The following is a 14,202-nucleotide window of genomic DNA, read 5'->3' on the forward strand; positions in this document are numbered from 1 at the left end:
CGGGGGTGCGCACCAGCGCGCCCCCGGTCCCGGTGCCGGGACGATCGGGAGATGAACCTTCGTGTTGCGCTGGCCCTGGGAACGGCCACGCTGGCGGCGGGCGCCCTCGCGCCCGCGGCCGCGGCGAGCCCGCCCGGAATCGTCTGGGAAGCCACCTGCGCCGACGGGTACGAATGCGGCCACCTCGACGTCCCGATGTCCTATCAGGACCCGTCCTTGGGTGCCGCGCAGCTGGCGATCGCGCGGCTGCCCGCCACCGACCAGGCCCACAAGCTGGGCACGATCTTCTTCAACCCGGGCGGCCCAGGTTCGTCCGGCCGGTTCGCACCCGTATTGACTCCCGCGTTGCACGCCCGCTTCGACATCGTCGGGTTCGACCCACGCGGCGTCGGCGCAAGCTCGAAGATCCACTGTTTCACCGATCCGGCCCAGCTCGCGGTCCTGCAGCGAGCACTCGGCACGTTCCCGTTGACGCGCGCGGCCGAGCGGCAGCAGATCGCGGACACGCAAACGGTCACCGACCTCTGCGAGCAGAACGCGGGCCCGTTGGCGAACCACCTGTCGACCGGAACGATCGCCCGCGACCTGGACCGGCTGCGAGCGGCGTTCGGCGAGCCGAAGCTGCGGTACTACGGGAAGTCGTACGGCACCTACCTCGGCGAGACGTACGCGAACTTGTTCCCCGGCCGCGTCGGCACACTCGCACTGGACGCAGTCGACGACCCGGCCCGCTGGGCGACCGGTCCTGGCCCGATGAGCTACCGCCTGTACGGCTTCGCGGACGCCCCCAAGGCCCTGTCGTCCTTTTTGGATGCTTGCGCAGCCCGCTGCCCCTTCGGCTATTCCGCGATCCTCGACCGCTTGACGGCGGGCCCGATCACGGTGACGGAGACGAACGGACGTCAGGTCGCGGTCACGTACCAGAGCGCCATCGCCCGCATCCACGGTTACCTGACCGACGCGCAGTCCGCACCCCAGCTGGCAGCATTCCTCAAGGCCCTGGCCGACCCGGCTTCCCCCGCCCCGACATCGCCGGACGGCCCACCGGACATCGACGCATTGCTCGGCGGCGGCGCAACGCTGTGTTCGGACGCGGAAAACCCCCGCGACCCCACGGCTTGGTGGGACTACGCAGACCGAGCAGACCACATCGCCCGCGGCTTCGGACCGTACGACGTCTACAAGACACTGCCGTGCGCAACGTGGGAAATCACGGACACGGGCCGCTACACGGGCCCGTGGAACCACCCGACGGCCCCGATCCTGTTGCTGGCCAACCGCCAGGGCGACCTCGAGACGCCGTACGCCGGCGCGCAGCGAACAGAGCACCTGCTGGCCAACGCGCGCTTGCTGACACTGGACACGTACGGCCACGGTTCCCGCGGCAAGAGCACGTGCATCGACACGTGGCTGGACGGCTACTTCACCACCGGCGCGGTGCCGGCCCGGGGCACGATCTGCGCGCCGGACCGTGGTCCGTTCGACGCGGCTCAGTCCACCATGGCCTGGTAGACCAGCTGCCTCAGCTGCGGCCGCAAGCGGTAGCTGCTCGACGGCAACAACTGTGTGTAGAACCCCACCGTCAGGTCCTCGTCCGGATCGACCCAGAACGCCGTCGAAGCTGCGCCGCCCCAAGCGAACTCGCCCGGTGATGACAACGTCCGGGCCTTCACCGGGTCCTCCAATACCGAGAAGCCGAGACCGAAACCGTGGCCGTCGAAAGGCATTTCCGCGAACAGGGGGCGGCCGAAGGCCTCCAAGTCCACCCGGCCCGGCAGGTGGTTGCTCGCCATCAGCGCCACCGTTCGCGGGGACAGCACCCTGACACCGTCCAGTTCGCCGCCGCGCAGGAGCATCTGCGTGAAACGCCAGTAGTCCGCCGCCGAGGAGACCAGGCCTCCGCCGCCGGAAAGGCAGTCCGGGCGGGCTGTGCCCAGGCGGCCGAAGGCGTCGTTGCGGGTGGCTCGTCCGGACGATGGGTCGCGCACGTACATCGCGGCCAACCGGGACGGCGACGATGCCACGAAACCGGTATCCGTCATGCCCAGCGGTGAGAAGATCCGGGACGCGAAGAACTCGTCCAGCGGAAGACCGGACACCACCTCGACGAGCCGGCCGAGCACGTCCGTCGCGACCGAGTAGTTCCACTCCGTGCCCGGCTGGAAGAGCAGGGGCAGCGCAGCCCACTTCGACGAACACGCCGCCAGGTCAAGGCCCGGCGGCGTGCCCCACTCGAAGCCCGCCGCGCGGTAGATCGCGTCCACCGGGTGACCGTGGTGGAAGCCGTACGTCAGGCCCGCCGTGTGCGTGAGCAGATGCCAGACGCGGATCGGCGAGGTCGCGGACTCGGTCGACGGCGCCAGCGCCGAGCCCTTGACGTACACCCGCGGCGACGCGAACTCCGGCAACCACTGCGAGATCGGGGAGTCCAGCTCCAGCAGGCCCTCTTCGGCGAGCATCATCGCCGCGACCGAGGTGATCGGCTTGGTCATCGAGAAGATCCGCCACAGCGTGTCCGTCTCCACCGGCAGCGACGCTTCGACATCCCGCTGCCCGCCGCGGCCGATGTGCACGATGCGGCCGTGCCTGCTCACCACCGCGAGCCAGCCCGGCAACCGGCCATCCTCGACGTACCGGTCGAAATGCGCGTCGATCCGGGAAAGCCGTGCCGCGTCGAAGCCGGCCTCGGCCGGATCGACGTCCACCTCGAAATCCGCCATGCGGCGAGGCTACTGTGCCGACGAGTACCAAGCCGGCCACAGTCACGGCCGAATGACTTCGTGACAACGGTTACGTGTCGCGGGGCGGTCGGTCTGCTTTTGGCCGGCTTGCTACTGCTCCCGCGCCCGCTCGGCCGCCTTCTCCTCACGCCAGGCTTCGTCGTTCTTCCCGTAGCGCCAGTAGCCCGAAATCGACAGCAGCTCGCGCCGCACGCCGCGCTCATCGAGCAGGTAGCGCCGCAACTCGCGTACGAACCCCGCCTCGCCGTGGACGAACGCCTGCACGACGCCCTCGCGCCACGGCAGTTCGCGCACCGCTGCGGCGACGTCGCCGCCCGAGGCCCGGTGCAGCCAGGTGATCTGCGCCTCCGCCTTCGTGACCAGCGGCTGCTCTTCGTCCGCGTTCTCGACGAGGATCACCGCGTGCGCCGGGACGCCGGCGGGCAGCGCTTCGAGCGACGACGCGATGGCCGGCAACGCGCTTTCGTCGCCGGCCAGCAGGTGCCAGTCCGCCTCGGAGCCCGGCGCGTACGCGCCGCCCGGGCCCTGCAGCAGCAGCTCGTCGCCCGGTTGGGCCGAGGCCGCCCACGGGCCCGCGATGCCCTCGTCGCCGTGGTGGACGAAGTCGAGGACCAGTTCGCCGGCCTGCGGGTCGAACCCGCGGACGGTGTAGGAGCGCTGCCGAGGCCAGTGCTCGCGTGGCATGGTCGCTCGGCACTCCTGGACGTCGAACGGCTCCGGGTACTCGACGCCGGGCACCTTGAACAGCACCTTCACGTACGCGTCGGTGAACTCGTTGGGCGTGAAGTCCGCGATCCCCTCACCGCCCGCGACGATCCGGATCATGTGCGGGGTGAGCCGCTCGGTCCGCAGCACCCGCAGTCGCACCGCGGGACGCCCGGATCGCCGGGGTGCTTCAGCCATCGGCCACTCCAACCATCGCTAAGGCTTACCTAACTCAGCCTACGCGCCGGAATGGGCACGCGGCTACTCAGGTGTACCCAGCTCGTCGAGCAACCCTGCGAACCCCGCGGCCACCGCCCCGCGGAACCCGATGAAGAACCGGTTCGCCAACGGCACCCCCCACCGCGCCCGCGAAGCCGCGTTGACCACCCGGTGCTCGACGCGCGCGCCTGCCGGATCGGCCGTGACGCGGTACTCCCCGCGATACCACCAGCCGCCCTGCACCGCGACGAATCCTCGTTCCCGATCGACCTCCATCTTCATCTGGTAGCCGCTACGCAGCTTCTGCCACAGCCGTTCGAACACCTCCGCGGGCGGGCGCGCGACCACCCCGGACGCCTCCGCAAGCGTTTTCACCCGCGCGGATCCGAAACCCGCGTGTTCTGGAACGCGGTGATCAGCCATTCGCCTCCTTCCCGGACGAGCACGAAGGAAACGGTCGACTCGCGCCCTTCGTCGGCGACCTCCGCCCCGGTCAGCGACGAGCCACCGCCGACGACGGCCACGGCGACGTCCGGCCGGACGAACCGCACCTTCGCCGCCCCACCGAGCGACCCGGTGAGCTTCGAGCCCTTGAGCGGCCCTTCGAACAGGGCCCGGTGCGAGCTTTCGATCGCCTCCCGGCCCGGGAAGTTCGCCCCGAAGAACGTGACGTAGTCCGCGTCTTCGGTGAAGAGCCGCCCGTACGCGGCGGCATCGCCGGAGTTCCACGCGTCGGTCAGCCGGCCGAGCACATCACGGACCTCGGTGACAGCAGTGGTCATCAGATTCCCCCTCGAACGTCGTTCGTCTTACGTACACTGTTCTACTCTCGAACAGCGTTCGCGTCAAGTACAGTGTTCGGGTGACACTTCCCCCGCCGCCGTGGCGCAGCGCTCCCCGCCGCCGTGCCGCGAAACCCGTTCTCTCCCAGGCCTCGATCGTCCGGGCGGCCTTGATCGTCTTGGACGACGAAGGCTTCGACGCGGTCACCATGCGCAGGATCGCCCAGGAGCTGGAGACCGGACCGGCGTCGCTCTACGCGCACGTCTCGAACAAGGACGAACTGGCGGAGCTGATGCTCGACGCCGTGCTGGCCGACGTGTACGTCCCCGAGCCGGACCCGGCGCGCTGGGACGAGCAGGTCAAGGACCTCGTCCGCGACCAGATCCGGGTGATGGCCGCGCATCGCGGCATCGCGCGCATCGCGTGGGACATCGCCGTGCCGGTCACGCCCAACTCGCTGAAGCAGGGCGAGGCGATGCTCGCCCTGCTTCGCGCGGGCGGGTTGACCCTCAAGCAGGCGACCTTCGCGGGCGACGCCCTCTCCCTCTACGCGAAGGCGTACGCCTACGAAGCGAGCGGCTGGACCTGGGGCGAAATCGACCAGGCGGAAGCCGGCGAACGCGGCAGGCAGATGGTGGCGTACATGCGGTCACTGCCCGCCGAATCATTCCCCAACATGCTGCACATCGGCGAGTACTTCTCCGCGGAGACGGCGGCGGAACGCCTCGAGTTCGCGCTCGACACCCACCTCGCCGGCCTCAAGGTCATCGCGGCGAAGAACTAGTGTCGCGCGTCTGAGGTTCGTTGACAGTCTCCTGGCGGCGGCTGGTCCGATGCAGTGAATGACTCATTCATGGCGTCGGACGCCAGGAATGAGTCATTCACTGCGGCGAAGAACTAGGGCCGCAGCACGATCTTCCCGCGCGTGTGCCGCTGCTCCAGGTCGCGGTAGGCGTCCCGGACCTCGTCCAGCGGGTACACGCGGGCGATCGGCAGCGTCAGCAACCCCTTGTCCAGCAGGAGACCCAGCTCGCGCAGCACGTCAGCCGACGCCGCGGCCGCGTTGCCGTCGGTCTTCACGTTGTACTTCTCCGCCGCGGCGCGGTCGATGATCGTGTTGATGCGCCCCGGGTGGATCCCCAGGTGCAGCGCCAGTTCCACGTACCCGGAACCGAAGGTGTCCACGAACGCGTGCACACCGGAAGGCGCGGCTTCTCGGATCCGCTCGAGGACGCCCTCGCCGTAGGCAACCGGGATGACGCCGAGTTCACGCAGCCAGTCGTGGTTCGCCTCGCCGGCGAGGCCGATCACCGTGGCGCCGGCCAGCTTCGCCAGCTGCACCGCGAGCGAGCCGACGCCGCCCGCCGCCCCCGAGACGACGACCGTCTCCCCTTCACGCGGGCAGACCGCGCCCACCGCGGCGTACGCGGTGGTGCCCGCGACGAACAGCGAGCCGGCGACCTCCCACGGCACCCCGTCGGGCCGCGGCGTGAGGTTCGCGGCCTCGGCGACGACGAAGTCGGCGTGGCTCGACCGCGTGTCGACGAACCCGATCACCTCGTCACCGACGGCAATCTCCTCGACGCCTTCGCCCAGCGAAGTGACCACGCCGGCGAAATCGCTGCCCTGCCCCGAAGGGAACGTCGCCGGGTAGCGCTCGTGGAGCAGTCCCTTCCGGATGGACGCCTCACCCGGGTTGATCCCGGCGGCCCGCACCTCGACGAGCACCTGACCCGGTCCGGGGACCGGACGCGGCACGTCCTCGACCCGGAGGACCTGCACGTCGCCGTACTCGTCGAACCTGATCGCGCGCGCCATGGGGCCTCCTCGAAGTCGTTGCTGAATACAAGTAACGACACCGTCCCCGGTTTTAATCCCTACCCGGCGAGGCGGCGGACCACCCCGTCGGCCAGCAGCCGGCCGCGGTCGGTGAGCACCGCGCGGCCCCGGGAGTCCAATGCGGACGGATCGAGCAGCCCCTCGGCCGCGGCCGCCCGCGCCTCGGCCAGCCCCGGCGCGTCGAGCACGTCGAGCGGCAAACCTTCGGCGACGCGCAGCTCGAGCATGATCCGCTCGAGGTGCTGGTCGTCGTCGGTGAGCACCTCGCGCCCGGCCGCGGGCGAGTCGCCGCCGGCGAGCAGCGCGGCGTAGCGGGCCGGGTGCTTGACGTTCCACCAGCGCACCCCGCCGACGTGGCTGTGCGCGCCCGGACCGGCACCCCACCAGTCGTCACCCCGCCAGTAGCCGAGGTTGTGGCGGCAGCGGGCCGCGTCGGAGGCCGCCCAGTTCGACACCTCGTACCAGCGCAGTCCGGCCGAAGACAGCATGGCGTCGATCATCTCGTAGTCGGCCGCCAGCACGTCGTCGTCCGGCGCGGGCAGCTCGCCGCGGCGGACGCGGCGGGCCAGCGCCGTGCCCTCCTCGACGATCAGCGCGTACGCCGAGACGTGGTCGACGCCGGCGGCGAGCACGGCGTCGAGCGTCGCGCGCAGGTCGTCGGCGCGCTCCCCCGGCGTGCCGTAGATCACGTCGAGGTTCACGTGCTCGAACCCGGCCGCGCGCGCTTCGGCGGCGGCCTTCCCCGGACGTCCCGGGGTGTGCACGCGATCGAGGATCTTCAGCACGTGCGGCGCGGCTGACTGCATGCCCAGCGAAATCCGCGTGTACCCGGCTTCGCGGATCCCGGCGAAGAACTCCGGTGACGTCGATTCCGGGTTCGACTCCGTCGTCACCTCGGCGCCAGGCGCCAGCCCGAAGACGTCCCGGACGGCGTCGAGCACCGAGCGCAGCCCGTCCGCGCCGAGCAGCGACGGCGTGCCGCCGCCGACGAACACCGTATCCGCGGCGGGCGGCACGACGAGCGTGCGCGCGGCGAGCTCGAGCTCGCGGCGCAGCCCTTCGAGCCAGGACTCCGGCGACGAGCCGCTGTCGAGCTCACCCGCGGTGTAGGTGTTGAAGTCGCAATACCCGCAGCGCGTGGCGCAGAACGGGACGTGCACGTACACCCCGAAGGCTCTGCTGCCGAGCCCCTTCAGCGCGCTTTCCGGCAACGCCGGATCGATCGGTGTGGCGGGGTCGGGACGCAGCACGGGCACGTTCGAATTGTCCACCCCGTCACGCCCGGTCGCCTCAAGGGGCCGATCGGGTTAACACCTGTTACGACGCGGGCAGGTTCGCCGCCGCCCAGTCCGGGTCGACCGGGATCACCTCGATGACGTCGAGCAGCACGCCGTTCGGATCCGCGAGGTAGAAGTGGCGCTGCCCGTAGACCTCGTCGACCACCGGGGTCACCAGCTCGACCCCCGCCTCCTGGAGCCGCTTCGCCTCGGTGTGCGCGTCTTCGACGACGAGGCCGAACATCAGCCCGGCCGTCTGCCGCGCGCGGTAGGACGGCGGCACCGACTCGTGGCCGCGCTGCACGAAGCTGATCTCGTACCCCGGCGCGCCGGCGTTGACGCTGGCGAACCAGCCGAGCTCGACGGTGACCGGCAGGCCGACGACGTCCGCGTAGAAGCGGGTGGTCGCGGCGACGTCGTCGACCAGGTAGCCCGCCCCGAAACCCTTGACCTGCATCCCCGGTCCTCTCCTCAAACCACTGTGTTCGAAGTACTCTAGCTGTAGTGACTTAAAGGGCGCAAGGGTGCGCAGTGAAGACCATTGACACGATTTCCGCAGGTACGTGACCCTTCTCCCACCATCCGGGCAGGCCTGGACCACATTGTGGACGCGTGGCACGCTGACGCCGTGACTCATGCCGGTGTTCTCCTCGTGGCCCGCCGCCACGTCGACCTCCTGCGGGTCGCCAGCGCCCTCTGCGTACCCGTTCGCTGACTGCCGCCGCCACCACCTGCCACGAATTCTGGACAGTCGGCGCCGGAGGAAACCCGCGAGCCGGCGGGCCTCCGCCGCCACGAAAAGCCTCTCGGAGGACGCCGCCATGGCCACGCCCCAAACCCCAGCCCGCCCCGCGCGCGCCAAGCAGAAGCGCGGCGAAGGGCAGTGGGCGCTCGGTTACCGGGAGCCGCTGAACCCGAACGAGCGGTCCAAGAAGGACGACCACCCGCTCAACGTGCGGGCGCGCATCGAGAACATCTACGCCCACCGCGGGTTCGACGCGATCGACCCGGGTGACCTGCGCGGCCGCTTCCGCTGGTTCGGCCTCTACACCCAGCGCAAGCCGGGGATCGACGGCGGCCGCACCGCGACGCTGGAGCCCGAAGAGCTCGACGACCGCTACTTCATGCTGCGGGTCCGCATCGACGGCGGCGCGCTGACCACCGAGCAGCTCACCGTGCTCGGCGAGATCTCGCAGGCGTACGCGCGCGACACCGCCGACATCACCGACCGGCAGAACATCCAGTACCACTGGATCCGGATCGAGGACGTCCCGGCGATCTGGGCCAAGCTCGAGAACGCCGGCATGACCACGATGGAGGCCTGCGGCGACAGCCCGCGCGTCATCCTCGGCTCGCCGGTCGCCGGCATCGCCGCGGCCGAGGTGCTCGACGGCACCCCGGCGATCGACGAGATCAAGCGCCGCTACATCGGCAAGCCGGAGTTCGCCAACCTGCCCCGCAAGTTCAAGACCGCGATCTCCGGCCAGCCCGACGTCGCCCACGAGATCCACGACGTGGCCTTCGTCGGCGTGGACCACCCCGAACACGGGCCCGGCTTCGACGTCTGGGTCGGCGGCGGCCTGTCCACCAACCCGATGCTCGGGCAGCGCCTCGGCGCCTGGGTGCCCCTGGCCGAGGTCCCGGACGTCTGGGAAGGCGTCATCTCGATCTTCCGCGACTACGGCTACCGGCGGCTGCGCTCGCGGGCCCGGATCAAGTTCCTGGTCAAGGACTGGGGCGCGGAGAAGTTCCGGCAGGTGCTGCAGGACGAGTACCTCAAGCGCGAGCTGATCGACGGCCCGCCGCCGGCCGACCCGGCCGTCCCGATCGACCACGTCGGCGTGCACCCGCAGGTCGACGGCAAGTTCTACGTCGGCGCCGCGCCGATCGCCGGCCGGTCCAGCGGCGGCACGCTCGTCGCACTCGCCAAGGCCGCCGAGCGGGCCGGCTCCGGCCGCGTGCGGCTCACCCCGCAGCAGAAGGTCGTCGTGCTCGACGTCCCCGAGGCCCAGGTCGCGACGCTGTCGGCCGAGCTGGCCGAGCTGGGCCTGGAGACGAAGCCGTCGCCGTGGCGGCGCGGGGTGATGGCCTGCACCGGGCTGGAGTTCTGCAAGCTCGCCATCGTCGAGACGAAGGCCCGCGCGCAGCAGCTCGTCGCGGACCTCGAGAAGTCCCTCGCCGACATCCAGGACGGCCTCGAGACGCCGGTGACCGTGCACCTCAACGGCTGTCCCAACTCCTGCGCGCGGATCCAGACCGCGGACATCGGCCTCAAGGGCCAGATCGTCACCGACGCCGACGGCAACCAGGTCGAAGGCTTCCAGGTGCACCTGGGCGGCGGGCTCGGCCTCGACGCCGGGTTCGGCCGGAAGCTGCGCGGGCACAAGGTGACTTCGGGCGAGCTGACCGGCTACGTCGAGCGGGTCGTGCGCAACTACGTCACCGGGCGCGAACCGGGCGAACGGTTCCCGCAGTGGGCCGCGCGCGCCGAGGAAAGTGCCCTCCAGTGACAGCGCCGACGCACTCTTCCCCGCGGAGGCGCCAATGAGCACAGCCGACGAGCGCGCGGCCCCGTACTACTGCCCCTATTGCGGCGACGAGGATCTCCGGCCGGAAGAGAACGGCGGCTGGCTGTGTTCCAGCTGTCGCCGGGTTTTCTCGGTCAAGTTCCTCGGCCTGTCCCTTCCGGAGGTTTCCCGATGACCGCCACCGCCGACTACAAGTCCCTCGCCGAGCGCGCTTCGCGGGAGCTCGCCGACGCCACCGCCGACGAAGCGATCCGCTGGACCGTCGAAACGTTCGGCGACGACTTCATCGTCGCGTCCAACATGCAGGACGCCGTCCTGATCGACCTCGCCACGAAGGTGAAGTCCGATGTGGACGTTCTGTTCCTGGAGACCGGGTACCACTTCCCGGAAACGATCGGCACCCGCGACGCGGTCGAGGCGGTCTACCCCGGCGTGAAGATCGTCAACGCCCAGGCCGAGCAGAGCGTCGCGGAGCAGGACGCCGAGTACGGCGCGAAGCTGCACGACCGCGACCCGACGCTGTGCTGCAACCTGCGCAAGGTCGTGCCGCTGCGCAAGACGCTGGCGAACTACTCGGCGTGGGTGACCGGCGTCCGCCGGGTCGACGCGCCGACCCGCGCGAACACCCCGATCGTCACCTGGGACGACCGCAACGGCCTGGTGAAGGTCAACCCGATCGCGGCGTGGACCGACGACGAGTTCAAGGCCTACATCGCCGAGCACGGGATCCTCGAGAACCCGCTGGTGTCGATCGGCTACCTCTCGATCGGCTGCGCGCCCTGCACGGCCCGCGTAGCGCCGGGCGCCGACCCGCGCAGCGGCCGGTGGGCGGGCCAGTCGAAGACCGAGTGCGGACTGCACGGCTGAGGAAGGGACGCATGACGACCTTGGAGCCCGCGACCGATGCGGCACAGGACAACTTGGCGGCCTTGGAGTCCGAGGCCATCCACATCTTCCGCGAGGTGGCGGGCGAGTTCGACCGCCCGGTGATCCTCTTTTCCGGCGGCAAGGACTCGACGCTGCTGCTCCACCTGGCGATCAAGGCGTTCTGGCCGGCGCCGGTGCCGTTCCCGCTGCTGCACGTGGACACCGGGCACAACTTCGACGAGGTCATCGAGTTCCGCGACCGCGTCGTCGAGCAGCACGGCCTGCGCCTGGTCGTCGCGAAGGTGCAGGACTGGATCGACGACGGACGCCTCGAAGAGCGCGCCGACGGGATGCGCAACCCGCTGCAGACCACGCCGTTGCTGGACACGATCTCGGAGAACAAGTTCGACGCCGTGTTCGGCGGCGGGCGCCGCGACGAGGAGCGCGCCCGGGCCAAGGAGCGGATTTTCAGCCTCCGCAACTCCTTCGGCCAGTGGGAGCCGCGGCGGCAGCGGCCCGAGCTGTGGAACCTCTACAACGGCAGGCACCGCCCGGGCGAGCAGGTCCGCGTCTTCCCGCTGTCCAACTGGACCGAGGCCGACGTCTGGAACTACATCGCCCGCGAGAAGGTCGAACTGCCGTCGATCTACTACGCCCACCGGCGCGAGGTGTACCTGCGCGACGGGATGCTGCTGGCCGAGGGCCCGTGGGGCGGTCCGCGGCCGGGCGAAGAGGTCCGGGAGCGGACCGTCCGCTACCGGACCGTCGGCGACGGCTCGTGCACCGGCGCGATCGAATCCACCGCGGCCACCGTCGAAGAGGTCATCGCCGAGGTGTCGGCCTCGCGGCTCACCGAACGCGGCGCGACCCGGGCCGACGACCGGATGTCCGAAGCGGCCATGGAAGACCGCAAGCGTGAGGGGTACTTCTGATGAGTTCGCTGCTTCGACTGGCCACCGCCGGGAGCGTCGACGACGGCAAGTCGACGCTGGTCGGCCGGCTGCTGTACGACACGAAGTCGGTGCTCGCCGACCAGCTCGACGCGGTCACCCGCGCGTCCGTCGACAAGGGACTGTCCACTCCGGACCTGTCGCTGCTGGTCGACGGCCTGCGCTCGGAGCGCGAGCAGGGCATCACCATCGACGTCGCCTACCGCTACTTCGCCACGCCGAAGCGGTCGTTCGTGCTGGCCGACACGCCGGGGCACGTGCAGTACACGCGCAACACGGTGACCGGCGCGTCCACCGCCCAGCTGGCCGTGCTCCTCGTCGACGCGCGCAAGGGCGTGATCGAGCAGACCCGGCGGCACGCGGCTGTGCTGGCCCTGCTCGGCGTGCCGCAGCTGGTGCTGGCGGTGAACAAGATCGACCTGGTCGGCTACGACGAAGCGACGTTCACGGTGATCGCCGAGGAGTTCGCCGCGCACGCCCTGTCGCTGGGCTACCCGCGGGGGTCCGTGCTCGCGATCCCCGTGTCGGCACTGGAAGGCGACAACGTCGCGAGCCGCTCGGAGCGCACGCCCTGGTACACCGGACCCAGCCTGCTGGAGCACTTGGAGGACGTGCCGGTCGCGCCCGACCCGCACGACTCGGCGCTGCGGTTCCCGGTGCAGTACGTGATCCGCCCGCGCACCCCCGAGTACCCGGACTACCGCGGCTACGCGGGCCAGATCGCGGCGGGTACGGTCCGCCCCGGCGACGAGATCGTCGTGCTGCCGCAGGGCATCCGCAGCCGCGTCGAGCGCATCGACACCGCGGACGGCCCGCTCGAAGAAGCCGGCGCCGGGACGTCGGTGACACTGCTGCTCACCGACGACATCGACATCTCCCGCGGCGACCTGATCGCCGCCGCGGACGCGCCGCCGCGCGTCACCGACGAGATCACCGGCACGCTGTGCTGGCTGTCGTCCAAGCCGCTGAAGCCGGGCGCGCGCGTGCTCGTCAAGCACGGCACGCGCACGGTGCAGGCGCTGGTGGACGAGCTGCACGCCCGGTTCGACGAGCAGGCACTGTCCAGCGTGGCCGCTCCGGCTTCCCTGGAGCTGAACGACATCGGACTCGTCACGCTCCGGCTGGCCGAGGAGCTGGGCGTCGACGACTACGGCGTCAGCCCGCGCACCGGCGCGTTCCTGGTGATCGACCCGAAGGACGGCGACACGCTGGCCGCGGGGCTGGTGGGTGAGCGCTTCTCGTGACGCCACCCCTGGTCGCCGTCGCGCACGGCAGTCGCGATCCCCGTTCGGCGGCGACCGTGCGGGCGCTCGTCGACGTCGTGCGCACCCAGGCACCGGGCGCCGAAGTCCACGAGTCCTTTTTGGACCTGTCGGAGCCCCGGGTCACCGACGTGCTCCGCAAGCTCCACGCGGACGGCCACCGCACGGCGGTGGTCGTCCCCCTGCTGCTCGGCAGCGCGTTCCACGCCCGGGTCGACCTGCCGGCGCTGATCGACGAGGTCGTCGCGGACTGCCCGGGCTTCCGGGTGCAGGTTTCGGACGTGCTGGGCGCCGACCCCGCGCTGGAGGCGGTCGCCCTGGACCGGCTGGCCGCCGCGCCCCGCCGCGGCGGCACGGGCGTGATCGTCAGCGCGGTCGGCTCGTCGAACGCTTCCGCGAACGCCGTCGTCGCTTCGCTGGCTTCGCGCTGGGAAGAGCGGCTGGGCGTCCCGGTAAGTGAGGCGTTCGCTTCCGCCACCCAGCCGGACATCCCCGCCGCGGCGGCGGCGTTGCGGGCGCGGGGCGTGCGGCACCTGGTCGTCGCGTCGTGGTTCCTGGCCCCGGGTCTGCTGCCGGACCGGATCGCCGCGCTGGCCCGCGAGGCGGATCCGAAGGCGTTCATCGCGGAGCCACTGGCCGACGACCCGCGCGTCGCCGACGTCGTGGTCAGCCGGTACGCCTCCGCAGTCACCGGATTGCTCCGCCAGTACGCGTAGCGGCTTCGTTCACCGTTCACCCGCCGTTCAGATCGTTCACCTGCACTGGTGAACGATCTGACCTGCTTTCCTGGAGCTACACGGACCGACCAGTTTCGAAGGAGCCGGAGTGAAGACCAGGGAACGCCTCTTGTGGCTGACGATCACGGTGCTCGCGAGCACGATCATCGGACTGATCGGCGGCATCTTGTCGCACGCCACCGCCCACGTCCTCGCGGACGCGATCACTGCGGGCGCCGCGGCGTTCGCCGGCGCCGAGGCGATCTTTCTGGCCATCCTCATGTTCGCCTTGTCGGCCGACCGCGACAGGTGAAG

General features: G+C 70.5%; 17 protein-coding genes. 10 read left to right on the forward strand and 7 right to left on the reverse strand.

Features of this window, described 5'->3' with window-relative positions:
- Positions 1–51: 51 nt before the first annotated feature.
- The gene (locus ISP_RS34100) at positions 52–1,512 is read left to right on the forward strand and encodes an alpha/beta fold hydrolase (protein ID WP_013228422.1); all 1,461 of its coding nucleotides are present in this window, start codon (positions 52–54) and stop codon (positions 1,510–1,512) included.
- Here ISP_RS34100 and ISP_RS34105 read toward each other — a convergent pair.
- From ISP_RS34105 to ISP_RS34120, 4 genes are all read right to left on the reverse strand, one after another.
- A complete protein-coding gene (locus ISP_RS34105; protein WP_013228423.1) occupies positions 1,491–2,720 on the reverse strand; it encodes a serine hydrolase domain-containing protein in 1,230 nt (409 codons plus the stop codon). The genes ISP_RS34100 and ISP_RS34105 overlap by 22 nt on opposite strands.
- Before the next feature lie 111 nt (positions 2,721–2,831).
- On the reverse strand, positions 2,832–3,644 hold the full coding sequence (locus tag ISP_RS34110; RefSeq protein ID WP_034285771.1) for a siderophore-interacting protein: 813 nt from the start codon (positions 3,642–3,644) through the stop codon (positions 2,832–2,834).
- Positions 3,645–3,707: 63 nt separating this feature from the next.
- The gene (locus ISP_RS34115) at positions 3,708–4,040 is read right to left on the reverse strand and encodes a hypothetical protein (protein ID WP_230468491.1); all 333 of its coding nucleotides are present in this window, start codon (positions 4,038–4,040) and stop codon (positions 3,708–3,710) included.
- On the reverse strand, positions 4,037–4,447 hold the full coding sequence (locus ISP_RS34120; protein WP_013228426.1) for an SgcJ/EcaC family oxidoreductase: 411 nt from the start codon (positions 4,445–4,447) through the stop codon (positions 4,037–4,039). Before ISP_RS34120 ends, ISP_RS34115 begins: the two co-directional genes overlap by 4 nt.
- Positions 4,448–4,527: 80 nt before the next feature.
- Between ISP_RS34120 and ISP_RS34125 the strand changes: the two genes are divergently transcribed.
- Entirely contained in the window at positions 4,528–5,232 is a 705-nt protein-coding gene (locus tag ISP_RS34125; RefSeq protein WP_265049874.1) for a TetR/AcrR family transcriptional regulator, read from the forward strand.
- A gap of 113 nt (positions 5,233–5,345) precedes the next feature.
- Here the strand turns inward: ISP_RS34125 and ISP_RS34130 are convergent, their stop codons facing one another.
- Genes ISP_RS34130 through ISP_RS34140 form a run of 3 tightly spaced genes read right to left on the reverse strand, consistent with a single transcriptional unit; the run spans position 5,346 to position 8,021 of the window.
- Positions 5,346–6,266 (reverse strand): NADP-dependent oxidoreductase, encoded by a 921-nt coding sequence (locus ISP_RS34130; RefSeq protein ID WP_013228428.1) that lies wholly within the window; start codon positions 6,264–6,266, stop codon positions 5,346–5,348.
- Positions 6,267–6,325: 59 nt separating this feature from the next.
- Positions 6,326–7,558, reverse strand: coding sequence for a radical SAM family heme chaperone HemW (gene hemW, locus ISP_RS34135; RefSeq protein WP_013228429.1), 1,233 nt, complete (start codon positions 7,556–7,558; stop codon positions 6,326–6,328).
- A gap of 46 nt (positions 7,559–7,604) precedes the next feature.
- Positions 7,605–8,021, reverse strand: coding sequence for a VOC family protein (locus ISP_RS34140; protein ID WP_013228430.1), 417 nt, complete (start codon positions 8,019–8,021; stop codon positions 7,605–7,607).
- Positions 8,022–8,192: 171 nt separating this feature from the next.
- On the opposite strand from ISP_RS34140, the gene ISP_RS48405 reads away from it, so the two are divergent.
- The 8 genes from ISP_RS48405 (at position 8,193) to ISP_RS34175 (ending at position 14,200) form a co-directional block, all read left to right on the forward strand.
- Entirely contained in the window at positions 8,193–8,279 is an 87-nt protein-coding gene (locus ISP_RS48405; RefSeq protein ID WP_350310667.1) for a putative leader peptide, read from the forward strand.
- A gap of 106 nt (positions 8,280–8,385) precedes the next feature.
- A complete protein-coding gene (locus ISP_RS34145; protein ID WP_013228431.1) occupies positions 8,386–10,074 on the forward strand; it encodes a nitrite/sulfite reductase in 1,689 nt (562 codons plus the stop codon).
- A 34-nt stretch (positions 10,075–10,108) separates the two neighbouring features.
- Positions 10,109–10,267, forward strand: a complete 159-nt coding sequence (locus ISP_RS34150) for an eL43 family ribosomal protein (RefSeq protein ID WP_013228432.1) — start codon at positions 10,109–10,111, stop codon at positions 10,265–10,267.
- Positions 10,264–10,959, forward strand: a complete 696-nt coding sequence (locus tag ISP_RS34155; RefSeq protein WP_013228433.1) for a phosphoadenylyl-sulfate reductase — start codon at positions 10,264–10,266, stop codon at positions 10,957–10,959. Before ISP_RS34150 ends, ISP_RS34155 begins: the two co-directional genes overlap by 4 nt.
- 11 nt (positions 10,960–10,970) lie before the next feature.
- Positions 10,971–11,891, forward strand: a complete 921-nt coding sequence (cysD, locus tag ISP_RS34160) for a sulfate adenylyltransferase subunit CysD (protein ID WP_013228434.1) — start codon at positions 10,971–10,973, stop codon at positions 11,889–11,891.
- Positions 11,891–13,153, forward strand: a complete 1,263-nt coding sequence (locus ISP_RS34165) for a sulfate adenylyltransferase subunit 1 (protein ID WP_013228435.1) — start codon at positions 11,891–11,893, stop codon at positions 13,151–13,153. Before cysD ends, ISP_RS34165 begins: the two co-directional genes overlap by 1 nt.
- The gene (locus ISP_RS34170; RefSeq protein WP_013228436.1) at positions 13,150–13,887 is read left to right on the forward strand and encodes a sirohydrochlorin chelatase; all 738 of its coding nucleotides are present in this window, start codon (positions 13,150–13,152) and stop codon (positions 13,885–13,887) included. Before ISP_RS34165 ends, ISP_RS34170 begins: the two co-directional genes overlap by 4 nt.
- A 109-nt stretch (positions 13,888–13,996) precedes the next feature.
- Positions 13,997–14,200 (forward strand): hypothetical protein, encoded by a 204-nt coding sequence (locus tag ISP_RS34175; protein ID WP_013228437.1) that lies wholly within the window; start codon positions 13,997–13,999, stop codon positions 14,198–14,200.
- Positions 14,201–14,202: the final 2 nt, after the last annotated feature.

Source organism: Amycolatopsis mediterranei (genome assembly GCF_026017845.1).
In the GTDB taxonomy this organism is placed as follows: domain Bacteria; phylum Actinomycetota; class Actinomycetes; order Mycobacteriales; family Pseudonocardiaceae; genus Amycolatopsis; species Amycolatopsis mediterranei.

Bases quoted from the DNA above. Each gene is read 5' to 3' on its own strand.
- ISP_RS34130 (WP_013228428.1), bottom strand. From the start codon at position 6,266: ATGGCGCGCGCGATCAGGTTCGACGAGTACGGCGACGTGCAGGTCCTC.
- ISP_RS34100 (WP_013228422.1), top strand. From the start codon at position 52: ATGAACCTTCGTGTTGCGCTGGCCCTGGGAACGGCCACGCTGGCGGCG.
- ISP_RS34120 (WP_013228426.1), bottom strand. From the start codon at position 4,447: ATGACCACTGCTGTCACCGAGGTCCGTGATGTGCTCGGCCGGCTGACC.
- ISP_RS34150 (WP_013228432.1), top strand. From the start codon at position 10,109: ATGAGCACAGCCGACGAGCGCGCGGCCCCGTACTACTGCCCCTATTGC.
- ISP_RS34140 (WP_013228430.1), bottom strand. From the start codon at position 8,021: ATGCAGGTCAAGGGTTTCGGGGCGGGCTACCTGGTCGACGACGTCGCC.
- ISP_RS34155 (WP_013228433.1), top strand. From the start codon at position 10,264: ATGACCGCCACCGCCGACTACAAGTCCCTCGCCGAGCGCGCTTCGCGG.
- ISP_RS34110 (WP_034285771.1), bottom strand. From the start codon at position 3,644: ATGGCTGAAGCACCCCGGCGATCCGGGCGTCCCGCGGTGCGACTGCGG.
- ISP_RS34105 (WP_013228423.1), bottom strand. From the start codon at position 2,720: ATGGCGGATTTCGAGGTGGACGTCGATCCGGCCGAGGCCGGCTTCGAC.
- ISP_RS34165 (WP_013228435.1), top strand. From the start codon at position 11,891: ATGAGTTCGCTGCTTCGACTGGCCACCGCCGGGAGCGTCGACGACGGC.
- ISP_RS34145 (WP_013228431.1), top strand. From the start codon at position 8,386: ATGGCCACGCCCCAAACCCCAGCCCGCCCCGCGCGCGCCAAGCAGAAG.
- cysD (WP_013228434.1), top strand. From the start codon at position 10,971: ATGACGACCTTGGAGCCCGCGACCGATGCGGCACAGGACAACTTGGCG.